Source organism: Lactobacillus hominis DSM 23910 = CRBIP 24.179, assembly GCF_000296835.1.
Taxonomy (GTDB): Bacteria; Bacillota; Bacilli; order Lactobacillales; family Lactobacillaceae; genus Lactobacillus; species Lactobacillus hominis.
In genome coordinates this window covers 1-12806 of sequence record NZ_CAKE01000023.1, presented here as the reverse complement: position 1 = coordinate 12806, position 12806 = coordinate 1, and the positions used below count along the sequence as shown (strand labels likewise).

General features: G+C 34.3%; 10 protein-coding genes. 2 read left to right on the top strand and 8 right to left on the bottom strand.

The window, feature by feature from the left end:
- Positions 1-410: 410 nt before the first annotated feature.
- The 5 genes from BN55_RS07875 to BN55_RS07855 all read right to left on the bottom strand — a co-directional run bounded on the left by BN55_RS07875 (position 411) and on the right by BN55_RS07855 (position 7219).
- Positions 411-1814, bottom strand: a complete 1404-nt coding sequence (locus tag BN55_RS07875; RefSeq protein ID WP_008471559.1) for an APC family permease — start codon at positions 1812-1814, stop codon at positions 411-413.
- 118 nt (positions 1815-1932) lie between these two features.
- Positions 1933-2496 (bottom strand): signal peptidase I, encoded by a 564-nt coding sequence (lepB, locus tag BN55_RS07870; RefSeq protein ID WP_008471557.1) that lies wholly within the window; start codon positions 2494-2496, stop codon positions 1933-1935.
- A gap of 133 nt (positions 2497-2629) precedes the next feature.
- A complete protein-coding gene (locus BN55_RS07865; protein WP_008471556.1) occupies positions 2630-4750 on the bottom strand; it encodes an ATP-dependent Clp protease ATP-binding subunit in 2121 nt (706 codons plus the stop codon).
- 245 nt (positions 4751-4995) lie between these two features.
- Positions 4996-5904 (bottom strand): alpha/beta hydrolase, encoded by a 909-nt coding sequence (locus BN55_RS07860; protein ID WP_008471555.1) that lies wholly within the window; start codon positions 5902-5904, stop codon positions 4996-4998.
- Entirely contained in the window at positions 5894-7219 is a 1326-nt protein-coding gene (locus BN55_RS07855; protein WP_040469519.1) for a PTS sugar transporter subunit IIC, read from the bottom strand. The genes BN55_RS07860 and BN55_RS07855 overlap by 11 nt, the downstream gene beginning before the upstream one ends.
- A 458-nt stretch (positions 7220-7677) precedes the next feature.
- Here BN55_RS07855 and BN55_RS07850 point away from each other — a divergent pair, with 458 nt between their 5' ends.
- Both BN55_RS07850 and BN55_RS07845 read left to right on the top strand, forming a co-directional pair.
- Complete coding sequence (locus tag BN55_RS07850) at positions 7678-8883, top strand: MDR family MFS transporter (protein ID WP_008471553.1); 1206 nt, start codon at positions 7678-7680, stop codon at positions 8881-8883.
- A gap of 246 nt (positions 8884-9129) precedes the next feature.
- Positions 9130-9780, top strand: coding sequence for an endonuclease III domain-containing protein (locus tag BN55_RS07845; protein WP_008471552.1), 651 nt, complete (start codon positions 9130-9132; stop codon positions 9778-9780).
- 26 nt (positions 9781-9806) lie between these two features.
- On the opposite strand, the gene dltD is transcribed toward BN55_RS07845, so the two are convergent.
- The 3 genes from dltD to BN55_RS07830 all read right to left on the bottom strand — a co-directional run.
- Positions 9807-12080 (bottom strand): D-alanyl-lipoteichoic acid biosynthesis protein DltD, encoded by a 2274-nt coding sequence (gene dltD, locus BN55_RS09850; RefSeq protein WP_008471550.1) that lies wholly within the window; start codon positions 12078-12080, stop codon positions 9807-9809.
- The gene (gene dltC, locus BN55_RS07835; protein WP_008471549.1) at positions 12073-12312 is read right to left on the bottom strand and encodes a D-alanine--poly(phosphoribitol) ligase subunit DltC; all 240 of its coding nucleotides are present in this window, start codon (positions 12310-12312) and stop codon (positions 12073-12075) included. The genes dltD and dltC overlap by 8 nt, the downstream gene beginning before the upstream one ends.
- A 36-nt stretch (positions 12313-12348) precedes the next feature.
- Positions 12349-12806 (bottom strand): MBOAT family O-acyltransferase (locus BN55_RS07830; RefSeq protein WP_040469516.1); only part of this gene is annotated, 458 nt, incomplete at its 5' end.

Below are 12806 nucleotides of genomic sequence, written 5' to 3'. Positions count from 1 at the left end.
TTCAAGGTACTACCTGAACTCGCGATACGAGTCAGCTTTTATATTTTATCACACTCTTTTGAGCTTTGCAAGAACTTTTTGAAATATTTTTTCTCAAGCTCTGCTTTCTCAAAAACAGCTTTTAAAATATATCATCTTGCGTTTGCTTTGTCAACTAATTTTTTCATCTTTTTTATTCCGATGTTTAAATTTTGTTGCCGTCCCAAACAGCAATTAATACTTTACAGGGAAACCGTCTTTTCGTCAAGCTTTTTTTCAAAAAAAGTTCTACTTTTTTGTCACTCCGAACTATAGAGTGCTAATCAAAATTGTTCATTCATGTTTTTTACCAAAAAATATGAATTTCGACTTTAGTTCATTTTTATTGTTCGTTACAAAAAAAGAAGCACTCAACGTGCTTCTAATTAAATCTATTTTTTCTGTTGTAATTTAGAATGTTTAATTCCGTAAAAACTGTAAACCAATAATCCAATTATTATCCAAATACTTACCATTATCTTAGTATTAGTTGGGAGCATGACAATGAAGTAGATACTCAATAATCCAGATAAAATCGGCAATACTGGATAAAGTGGCATTTTAAATCCATTATTTACGATATCTTTTCTCTTTCTTAATGGAATAATTCCAAAAGAAATGAAGGCAAATGCAATTAATGTTCCCGCATTAATCAACGAGGCTAATTCCATTAATGGTATCAATCCAGCAAAAAATGCGGCTACTATAGTAGAAATAATAATTGCTTTATCCGGAATCATCTTTTTAGTATGAACGCTTCCCATCGCATCTGGCAATAAACCGTCGCGTCCTAATGCATAAAGCAGGCGCGATCCACCTAATAGCATCGTAATCATTGCGGTAAAAATTCCGATTAATGCTCCTAAAGTAATTAATTTATTCCAAGCATTTAATCCAACTACTTTTAGTGCATAAGCTGCTGGATCGTCAACATTCAAGTACTTATAGTTAACCATCCCCGTCAATACTAAAGAAAAACTCACATACAAGATTACAGCAATGACAACAGTGCCTATAATTCCTTTAACAACGTTTTTGCCAGGATCTTTTGTTTCAGCAGAATTGGCAGCTAGGGCATCAAATCCGATAAAAGCAAAAAAGACCGTGGCAGCAGCCGTCGAAATTCCACCTATTCCCCAAGGAGCAGAATGAAATTTTTGTGGATAAAATGGAACGTAGTTTTCGGTTTTAACATAAAAGATACCAATTACAATAAAGATGACAATAATTGCTACTTTTAAGATTACGGCAAAATTTTCAATTCTTTTAGATAAATTAGCTCCTTGATACAAAATAAGGGCCACAATTAAGACAATAAAAACTGCCGATAAGTTAATCATGCCACCTTCCAATGGTCCAGCTTGAACCGCCTTAGGCAAATGAATTCCAATCGCATCTAAAATATTATTATTAAAATACGAAGCAAATCCAGTTGCTTCTGCTGAAACTGCTAAGAAGTATTCTAGCAACAATCCCCAACCAATAATCCAGCCAATCACTTCACCGTAAATTACTGATCCAAACGAATAAGCTGATCCGGCAACTGGCATAGCAGAAGAAAACTCCGCATAAGCCATACCAACCATTCCTGATACAACTGCTGCTAATAAAAAGGCAATTGCTACAGCAGGACCTGCATGTTGAGCTGCTTCATGGCCAGGTAAAATAAAAATACCTGTTCCAATAACTGCACCAATACCTAGTGCAACTAAGTCGCGTGCATTTAAATGGCGTGTTAATCTGGAATCTGCGCTTAAAAATGAACTAACGGGAACTTTCTTAAAGAAATCCTTCATTCTCATTCTCCTTAATTTATTTTTAATTATTATACATGATTTCTTTTATTTTGCCATTAAAATTTCGCAATTATAGCAAAAAACTGCTTTTCTTTAATTGAAAGACAGTTTTTCAGCTTTAATAAGTAGCCCAAGAAGTAAGTGGCCAATATCTTAAAATAACTTTTCCTATAATCTTATCTTTTTTAACGTATCCAAAGTATCGGCTATCTTTTGAAACATTCCGATGATCTCCCATTACAAAATAGTCATTTGTCGGCACTTTATTGCCTAATCCTTTAGATTGTAAAGAAAAATCAGTCGTATACGTAGTATCAGGCGAAAATTCTCTCTTACCTTCAGTCAAGTATTTTTCTGATACCTTTTTGCCATTTAAGTATAACTGATCATCTTTATAAGAAATTTTATCTCCCGGCAATCCAATTACTCTTTTAATGTATAAAGCATTTGGATTATCTGGTGCTTTTAAAATTACAATGTCGCCTCTTTTAATTGAGGAGTGCCTCAAAGTAATTACTTTATCGCCAGATTCAAAAGTTGGCTGCATCGATGGTCCCGACACAGTTTCTACTCCTAAAATAACCTTGAAGATGAGTAGATACATTGCCAAAATGATTATTACAAATTTAACTATATCTAAAATATCTTGTTTTAACTTACTCTTTGTAACTTTTTCTTTCATACCAAATATTTTTTATTTCTAAGATTACTAATTTTATACAACATATTACCGAAAAATAATCAAAAAGCAACTCCATATAGCAAAAAAAGACCTCTGCTAAAATGCAGAGGTCTTTTCTAATAGCTATTTCAAACTATTTATCTTCTTTTTTACCAGCTTTTTCTTCTTTTTCAGCTTCTTTAGCGTCTTTCTTTTCTTGTTCACGGGTATCTTTATCAAATAAGATATCTTCCAAAATTTCGCCGTTTAAGTACAAGTGCTTGTCATCGATGCTGAATTTAACTTCTTTAGTATCTGGCTTAGAAACAATCAACTTAGCAGCTGGAGTTTCAAGGTCTTGTTCGACAACTCTTCTTAATGGACGAGCACCAAATTCCTTGTCGTAACCCTTCTTAGCCAAGTACTTCTTAGCTTCTGGAGTAACTTCAAGTTTAATGTTTCTCTTAGCAAGTGACTTCTCCATCTTAGCCAAGTAAAGGTCTAAGATCTTAAGCATATCATCGCTAGTTAATGAGTTAAATGGAACGATTGCGTCCAAACGGTTCAAGAATTCTGGTCTGAAGTATACTTCAAGTGCCTTACGTAAAGCGTCTTGATCGTCGCCCTTCAATAACTTGTCAGAATATCCAGCGTTTGAGGTCATGATAATGATAGTATCTTTGAATGAAATTGTTCTGCCTTGAGCATCAGTCAAACGACCATCATCCATAATTTGAAGCAATGCGTTGAAGACTTGTGGGTTTGCCTTTTCAATTTCGTCAAGCAAAATCAATGAGTATGGTTGGTGACGAATCTTTTCAGTCAATTGACCACCTTCACCATAACCAACATAGCCAGGTGCTGAACCAATTAACTTGTTAACAGCCATCTGGTCTTGGTATTCAGACATATCCAAACGTACCAAAGCATCAGCTTTACCAAACAACTTAACTGCTAATTGCTTAGCCAATTCAGTCTTACCAACACCAGTAGGTCCGGTAAGTAAGAATGACCCAGTTGGACGGTTAGAGTCTTTGAAGACTTGCTTACGAGCAATAGCATCGGTAATGATATCAATTGCCTTGTCTTGGTCAATAACAACTTTCTTCAAGTCAGCAGCTAAGTTAGCATTCTTTTGAGCCTCATTAGTGTTAATCTCACTCATTGGAATACCAGTCTTAGTTTGAATCAAAGAGTACATATCTTCAGGAGTAACTTTAAGTTCGCTAGCTTTGCCTGCACTCTTGAGATCTTTCTTCAAATCTTCGATTTGCTTCTTGATCTTAGCAGCCTCGTCGTAGTTTTCGTCCTTAGCAGCTTCTTTCTTCTTATCTTCTAAGGCACGAATCTTGTTCTTAATTGAAGTTTCATCTTTTTGGTCCATACCTAAGGACTTCTTAGCGCCTGCTTCATCCATTAAGTCAATTGCCTTATCTGGCAAATGACGATCGTTAATGTAACGGTTAGAAAGTTCCGCAGCCAACTTTAAAGCTTCTGGATCATATTTTACATTGTGATACTTTTCGTATTTTGGAGCTAAGCCTTTCAAAATTTCAATAGCATCTTTAATGCTTGGTTCAGGAACTTGTACTGGCTGGAATCTTCTAGCTAAAGCTGGGTCTTTTTCAATTTGTTGGTATTCGCTAGTAGTAGTTGCACCAATTACACGAATTTCACCGCTAGCTAATGCTGGCTTCAAAATATTAGCAGCATCGCCAGAATTGTTTTCTGAATCAGTTGAACCTGCACCTACAATGTTGTGCAATTCATCGATAAAGAGGATAACGTTCTTGTCGCCCTTAGCTTTATCAATAATCTTCTTTAATTTTTCTTCAAAACTACCACGTAATGAAGTACCAGCAACTAATTCATTGATGTTTAACTCAATAATATGAGCTTTCTTTAATTTTTCAGGAACATCCCCATCAACAATTCTTTGGGCTAAGCCTTCTACAACAGAAGTCTTACCAACACCAGCAGGTCCAGTCAAAACAGGATTGTTCTTCTTACGTCTGCTCAAAATCTCAATTACTTGGTCAATAATTGCTGTACGTCCAATAACAGGATCATACTTACCCTTTTTGGCTTGTTCAGTTAAATCAACTCCAATTGGCTTTTCCTTTTGTTGCCCATTTTGAGCACCTTGTTGTGGCATTTGACCACTAAAGTTTCTTGGCTGATTATTAGACATTCTTCTACTGTCATTAAAGAAACCGCTGTTTAATTCGTTAAATAAATCGTCAAAATTGTAGTTTCCATCGTCAAAGTATGCCATATTTTCTACACACTCCTCAATCCTTAAAATTTTAGCACTCGCTAATTTTAAGTGCTAACTCTCACAGATTTAATTATAACTCCATCGCTTTCTAAATCCAACTGTTATGCTTTGATTTTTTCCCGTTCTTAAGCTATTGTGAACACTTTCAAGAAAAATGGCTAAATTACACTAATTATGCAAAAAAAGATTGTGAAAAGTATCTCACAATCTTTATATCTATATAAATCCCATTAAATATATCGTTATTTTTTATCTTTATTCTTTTTATGGAACTGTTTTATCTTAAAGTCACCTGGTACATTCTTATTTTGTCCTTGTTTATTACTATCCAAGAGATATTGCTCAATAAGCTGTACAACTTGCTTATTTTGTGGAAGCGAAGAGTGCTGTGCATCAGCACCGGTAACAGTCATCGTTGTATAATGCTTTACTTGATTTTGAAAAATGTACTTACCAGCTGCTACGCTACTTTCTGGAACTAATCCATCAGACTCATAATTCTCTCCACCGGAAACGGAATAAACATCTAAGCTAGTTGGAATGCGTTTACGATATTTTATTAAATTGCTCAACATCTCTGTCTTATTATTAATATTTTTTTCGTTAAAATTAAACGGCGTACCTACCGTCATAAGTTTTTTGATTTTAATATCAGAAGAGTAGTCACTATAATATTGCTCAATCCAATACGTCCAAATTAATCCGCCATTTGAATGACCAAATGCTTTAAAATTATTAAATTTATATTGTTCAGATAATTTGTCAAAGGCTAAGTCAAACCACTTAGCCTGTTTTTTGATGTTGCTATAGCCATCATGGTTATTTTCAAAGCCAACTACAATAAATGGCTCATTATCGTTTTTATTAATTCGACCAGTATATTTTAACGTACCATCAGTTTTAACTTGCACTTTAAGCAAACTATGTTTTTTATAAGTATCTTTATTTAACAAATTAACTAATTCATTAAATCGTTCAGTAGTAGCGCTTGAACCTGGAATCATAATAACCGGTGACATTTGAGACTTTCTTCGTTCAGCCATATCTTTATTAGAATTTTTCATCCAAAAAAAGGTAGGGATAGCAATCAATATTAAAAATATAAAAGTCCCAATTATAACAGCTCTGTTTTTTCGGCGATTAGTGAACATATTCAAAACCTGCTTCCTCAGCATTCAGATTATCTATTTCTAACTGAACTTTAGCAGCTATTTTTACTACAGGTACATAAAGTAAAATATCTGTCGCAAACAACAGCAAGCTAAAAATTAGCGCTCCCCAGTTACCATTAGTTGCCATAAAAGCAACAATTGGTCCCGGCGTTCCCGACAAGACTTGATAAGCCGATGTCGGAATTAAATGCAGCTGGATAAACAAAGCAGCCACTAACATATTAAAAACCGGAATTAAAACATAAGAAAATAGATATAGCGGATTTAAAATGATTGGTAGTCCCACTAAAGCCCCTTGATTAGAGCCAAACAAAGTAGGAATAAATGACCAGCGCGCTACCTTAGTAGTATTATCGCGTTTATAAACTAGCAAAAGCACAATTAGCAAAGCTAATAATACGCCGCTGCCACCAAATTTACCGTAAGATTGATATAAAGCATTGCCAACAAATTTATTTGGTACATTCCAGCTTGATCCATGTTCCAAAGCATAGTTCAAGTTAGCAACATTCGTCCCACTTCCGACATAAGCAGTTAAAGAAGACAATGGCTCGCCAATTCCCAGCCAATTTAAAAATAGTGCTAGCATAATCAAAGGGATAAACATCCACAAATTAAGATTATTTTGTCCCTCATTTTGAAAAAATTGATAGACATTTGATGCAAAAACACGTACTTGCACTAAGCTAGTCAAAATACCGATCATCAAACTTATTATTAAAGCAATTGCAGTTGGCTTAAAAGAAGCAAATGCTCGCCATTCAATGCGACTAGAATTTTCAGTATGATAGTGATGAAAGTCTACACCCCAAAATCTAAAAATTAATCCAACAAGATAGCCAATTACTAACGCATAAAGAAAACTATGAATACCTAAAAAGCGCCAGTTAAAATTCATCGTAATATTAAAATTGGAAGTATCTCTAAAACGATATGCACATAAAAACAAGCTTAACATTCCTGCAATACCTGCCATTTGGGCATCTTTATGGTAATAGCGTGCAGTATACTGGGCAGCAAAATAGGCAACTAATAAGCCAAAGCTATTAAAAATCACACTAGATAAACCTTGGCTAGCATACCAAGCTGCATTAAAAATGGGGTCCGGCAGCCAACGATCAAAATAAAAAATATTAGAAATTAAACTATCTGGTGAAAAAACACTCTGCCACATAAATTGAAAAATACTGCCGATAATGGCTAAAGGCATTAAAATTGTCAAAGTTCTTTCTGCAATTCTAAAAAAGGATCTTCTTTTAACCCAAATAACCATGTTAAATATTACTTTATCAATCATAGTCTATGCTCTTTTCGCTTAATTTGTTTATGCTTTCTCTTATTATACGGTAATAAGCTATTTTAGCTATTAGTTTTTAAGTATTTAAATTATTAAACGCATGTTATAATTATGCTGAAAACGAGGAGAAAACTATGACCAAAAAAATTTTGAATTAAATGATGATACAGCTCATTTACTCAACTACTACTTAAAACGTTCACAAGCAAGTTGGGATGAGATAATTAATACAGCAATTAAAGATTATATTTGCGATAAATTAACTAGTCAGCAAGTTAAAGAGGCACGACAACATACCGGTAAAGATACTTTTCCTGTAGAGGATGTATTGCGTAATTTTGGTGATAATTGGATGCAAGATTAACACTTAATCCATCTAATTTTTCATGTATCCTATATTTTTTAAAGCTGGCTTTTCAAGTCAGCTTTTTTGATTGATCAAAAAGGAGGAACTAATGCTCACAAAACATTCACAAGATCCCATTCGTTTAATTTGGCTTTTTGCTGGATCATTAATCATTAATACAGGTATCAGCTTCATCTGGCCTTTAACTACTATTTATATTCACAATTATTTGCATGAAACTTTAACCATTGCTGGTATTGTTTTATTTATCAACTCAGCTTTTACCATGGTCGGAAATGCAACTGGCGGATGGTTATTTGACCGCTGGCATCCCTATCAAACTATTCTAACCGGAGTTAGTATCGCTACTGCTTCCACCTTATTGCTAGTCTTCTTTCATGGTTGGCCAGCTTATCCAATTCTTTTAGTCACGCTAGGATTAGGAAACGGAATGGTTGTAACTGGACTAAATTCAATTGCAACTTTAATTAAAAGTAAAAATGCATCTTATGTTTTTAATGTGCTTTACTTTACGCAAAATTTAGGGCTTGTTTTTGGTTCTTTAATGGTTGGTTTTATCTTGCCTTATGGCATTACCTATATTTTCTTACTCGCTTTTATCATGTTTGCCTTTTTCAATATCGTCGTTTTATTTGAATATCGCGGACTAAATAAAGCTCATGAAGGTAAACGTCAAAAATCATTTAATTCTGAAGATACTCACAAGCCTTTGCAAGGATCGACTCAAGCAATTGCTGCAATCTTATTCTGCGTCTTTGCAGCTTGGATTGCTTATGAGCAATGGAATTCAAATATTTCGTCTTATATGCTGTCGCTTCACATGTCAGTACGTTCTTATAGTTTGCTTTGGACTTTAAATGCAATCTTAATCGTTACACTCCAGCCATTTTTAACCCATTTCGATGATTGGTTGACTGAGCATTTACATGGACGTTTATATATTGGTTTTAGTTTATTCGGACTCGCCTTTTTAGTTTTAATTGGTGCAAAACACTATGCACTATTTGCCCTTTCAATGGCAACTTTAACAATTGGAGAAATCCTATCGTTTCCAGCCGTTTCTACATTTGTTAACGATAGAGCTAGCGATAAAGATAAAGGTAAATACCAAGGAATTGTCCAATCGATTACTTCGGCAGGACGTGCATTTGGACCATTAATTGGAGCTTTAATCATCGATCATAGTTCTTATCTGATCTTGTTTATCTTTTGTAGCAGCATTGTTATTTTCTCTGTTGTTTGCTTTGCCTTCATTAATAAAATCAATAAAAGTAAAAAAGTGGATCCAAATTAATCCACTTTTTTATAACTCAAAATTAAAAATGCAACAAAAAAAGCCTAATTCCACCAACATCGGAATCAGGCTCACACAGTGTTAGTACCGTCATTCTGACCACATATACTAAAGATAACACATTTTCGCTACCGGAGAAAATGACTACCTACATGGCGGTACGAGAAAATATTAGCACATAAAATTAAGTTTAACAACTTTTTACTTGCTCTTTTTAAAGTTATTTAGTAATTAGGATGCAGAATAATGAAAAAAGAAATTTCACTTATCGAGCTTTACGACATCATGTATAACCACATTGATCCCAACGGTTGGTGGGTAGCTCGCAGCGACTGGGAAATTATGTGGGGCGCAATTTTAATTCAAAATACTAATTGGAAAAATGTCGCCAAAGCAAATATATCTTTATTTAAGAAAACACAATTTTTACCGCAAAAAATTTTAGCTTTATCTGACGAAGAACTTATTGAAACAATCAAAAGTGCAGGCTCTTACACCAGAAAGGCTAAAACTATAAAAAATTTAGCCAACTTTTTTAAGATATATGATTTTGATCTTGAAAAAGTAACTTGCTTACCCAAAAAAGATCTACGCAAAAAAATGCTCAAAATTTCAGGGATTGGGCCTGAAACAGCTGATGTTATCTTGATGTATGCTTTGCAAAAAGGCGAATTTGTAGTCGATACTTATTGCCGACGTCTTTTTAACTGTTTAGGAGTAGACCTGCCTGCTTATAATAAGGCAAAAGATCTTATTGAAATACAGCTAGACAACTTTACTTTGCGTCATTATCAAAATTTTCACGCTATGATCGTTTTATTTAATCAAGCTTATAAATTACCCACTCAATTTGAAAAATCTTTCTTAGCCCCTTATAAATTAATCATCGCAAAATAAAAATGCTCACAAATGTGAGCATTTTTTTAATGAACTAATCCAGCCATTAATTGGTTAGTAATATTACGTAAGCCATAGTAACTCTTTACAGGGTGATTAGCTTGAACAATAAGTGCCGTCTTTCCATCATTAGAAATGCGAGCATAACAAGTATAACCATAGCCCGTTCCATTGGTTGAATGGAAGGTAGAAAAGTTATAAAAACCGCCGCCGTAGTTGCCACCTTTAACAGTGTCGCTAGAGCCTTGGAACAATTCATCACGACTATGCTTAGTTAATAACTTACCATCAACCATTGCCTTTAAAGCCTTATATAAGTCATGGTTAGTCATTACAACGCTGCCTGTTCCAAATTCTCCATGCAATTCATCAATATTTAAAGAAACCGGAACGAGAGTAGTCTTATCATCTGGCGTATATTGGTAAGAACTTGCAAAATGAATTTGCTTTAATTTCTTAGGACTACTCCATACAAAGGCCGTTTCTTTCAAGTTAAGCTTTTTAATAAACGTTTCAGTAAAGAGGTCTTCATAAGAACGACCAGTAACTTTTTCTAAAACACCAGCTATCAAAGTATAGTTAATTGGTGAATAAGTACGTTTATTGTAAAGTTTTGGCAAGAAAACAATATTTTTAATGTCTTCTTTAATACCGGCTTGATTATTCTTATATGGCGAAGTTCCTAAAACTGTCTTTGGCTTAACTTCTAATCCAGAAGTCATTTGCGTTAATTGGCGCAGAGTAATCTCATCAGCATGAGGAACTTGTGGATAAAATTTAGATAATTTATCAGAAAGACTAAGCTTACCTTTTTCTACCTCTCGCATAAGCAATACGCCAGTCATTGGCTTTTGAACAGAATCAATCAAATAACTTGTGTTAGCACGGTTTGGCACTTTTTGTTCTGCATTTGCCCAACCATTAGCATATTGCAAAATTGTCTTATTCTTTTTAACTACTAAAACAGAACCTTCAAAATTATTGTCAGCTAAAGCTTTTTTAATTTGATTATTTTCTTGTTGTTTAGCAGATAAAACTTTGGCCTTCTTGACGTTAGTCTTATTGCCCCATGCCTTAGTGTAATAATAGCTATTTAAATGATAATCGATCGGAATATTAGGCTCTTTCATAAAAGGACGCACATATTGATCAACCGCAAGCCAACCATTCCAACCTAAGTGGATCGTGTCTTCCATAAAGAACTTCTTACCGCCATCTCTTGATAAGTCAGCAATATTATCAAAGCCTTGGCTAGTTAATTGTTGCTTGATCTTTGAGACAGAAGTTTGATACATCTTTTGCGATAAACCAGTATATTTAGCCCATTTTTCATTAACTGGTGGAATGACGAAGAGCACATTAACGTGTTCTTTAGCAAATTCATTCAATACCAATTCAAAATCAGCATATTCTGGCGATTGCGTATAATCAAAGTTCTTTTGTGAACCTTTTAAGTGCGTAAGCTCGTTTTTATTCAACCGCTTTTTAAAGAAACTATTTGAAATACCAAATGAATTATTAGAAGTTGAGGATTGACCTTGCTGGTTAGCTATTTGGCGCAAATTATCGTAAGCGTAAGTACCCGGCAACTTATGAGCTGCATTTTGAATTTTAGGAATATTGTCAGTCAATTCCATTGAAGAAAAGAAACTATCTTCGTTAGTTAAAATTCGTCTGCGAGCTTTAAGATATAGTACTTGTTCATCTGAAAGTTTTTTACCTGAAGCTAGAGTCATCAAGGCATACTTAGTAGATTCGCTAGAATTACCAGAAGGCATATCTAAAAGACGTCTTGCCGCATAACGCGTCGCAACGCTATCCTTAGCATTCAAAATCCAATTTACAGCCTGCAATTGTGAGAAATACATCCCAAAAGCAGCGGGATTTTGCCCTTGCTTAGTAAACCATTGCGGTGAAATGATGAATACTGCTTTTTTATTAGATAATTGGGCAACAGTTTCTTGCATACTGAAAAAGTGCGTTAAAGACTGACTCCCCGGTCCACCTAATAAGAAAGGTTGGTATTGTCTTTTATATTTATAAGCTAAAACACTTGGGTGCATTGGATCCATACGTGATAATTCACTAGACCCGTAAAATGGCACATATTGTTTTGAAAATGCAGCCTGTTTAATTTCTTGACCCTTAAAAACATTTTGAGACTGTGAAACTGATGCTTTAAAAAGCAAATTATCAGACTTCACATTGCGATGCCATGGTATTAAAAATAGCAAGGCAAGCAAAATAAAAGCACATATAACTGGGCCAAAGATTTGCCACAGCTTGCGTTTATTACTCATTTCTTAAACTTTCTACCTTTTCAATAATCTTGTTTGGAGTAGACCATTCATCACGGTTAAATTCAGAAACTGGTGCAGTAATGCCAGTCTTTTCTTGTAATTCTAAAAGCATTTGAACAGTTGCCATGGAATCTAATAAACCACTATCAAATAAGTTATCGTCCATTTGATCGCTTAAATCTTCACCAGTTAATTCGTTTAAAATATCTAAAACTGCTTCTTTTGTATCCATAATTAATACCTCTCAAATCAAACTAAATCTTAATTCCTAGTGGAACCACAATGTGTCTAAGAATCCTGAGAAAATCAAGAAACTAAGACATACAACATTAAACGTTAAGAATATCGCAAAAGCTTCCGTAAACTTATTATGCGGGATTTGTTTGCGATGCTTACGTTTATACCTTAACCATATATCATTGATAATGATTGCTAAGGCATGGTAGATACCATATACGATATAATACCACGTTAAGCCATGCCAAAAGCCCATGATTAAGAAATCAACTAAATATGCTGCTTGCGACAATCTGATTCTATTTTTAATTAACTTGTGCTTCATAGCAAAGAATGTAAAACGCATGAAGATAAAGTCACGGAACCAGAATGATAAAGTCATATGCCAACGATTCCAGAAATCCTTGATATTTTTGGAAATAAATGGCTTATTAAAGTTCATAGGTGTTCTAATTCCCATGAAATATGACGTTCCTACCGCAAATAATG

Excerpts from the sequence above, each read along its gene's own strand:
- lepB (WP_008471557.1), bottom strand. The coding sequence starts at position 2,496 with ATGAAAGAAAAAGTTACAAAGAGTAAGTTAAAACAAGATATTTTAGAT.
- BN55_RS07845 (WP_008471552.1), top strand. The coding sequence starts at position 9,130 with ATGAAAAAAGAAATTTCACTTATCGAGCTTTACGACATCATGTATAAC.
- dltD (WP_008471550.1), bottom strand. The coding sequence starts at position 12,080 with ATGAGTAATAAACGCAAGCTGTGGCAAATCTTTGGCCCAGTTATATGT.
- BN55_RS07860 (WP_008471555.1), bottom strand. The coding sequence starts at position 5,904 with ATGTTCACTAATCGCCGAAAAAACAGAGCTGTTATAATTGGGACTTTT.
- dltC (WP_008471549.1), bottom strand. The coding sequence starts at position 12,312 with ATGGATACAAAAGAAGCAGTTTTAGATATTTTAAACGAATTAACTGGT.
- BN55_RS07865 (WP_008471556.1), bottom strand. The coding sequence starts at position 4,750 with ATGGCATACTTTGACGATGGAAACTACAATTTTGACGATTTATTTAAC.
- BN55_RS07850 (WP_008471553.1), top strand. The coding sequence starts at position 7,678 with ATGCTCACAAAACATTCACAAGATCCCATTCGTTTAATTTGGCTTTTT.
- BN55_RS07875 (WP_008471559.1), bottom strand. The coding sequence starts at position 1,814 with ATGAAGGATTTCTTTAAGAAAGTTCCCGTTAGTTCATTTTTAAGCGCA.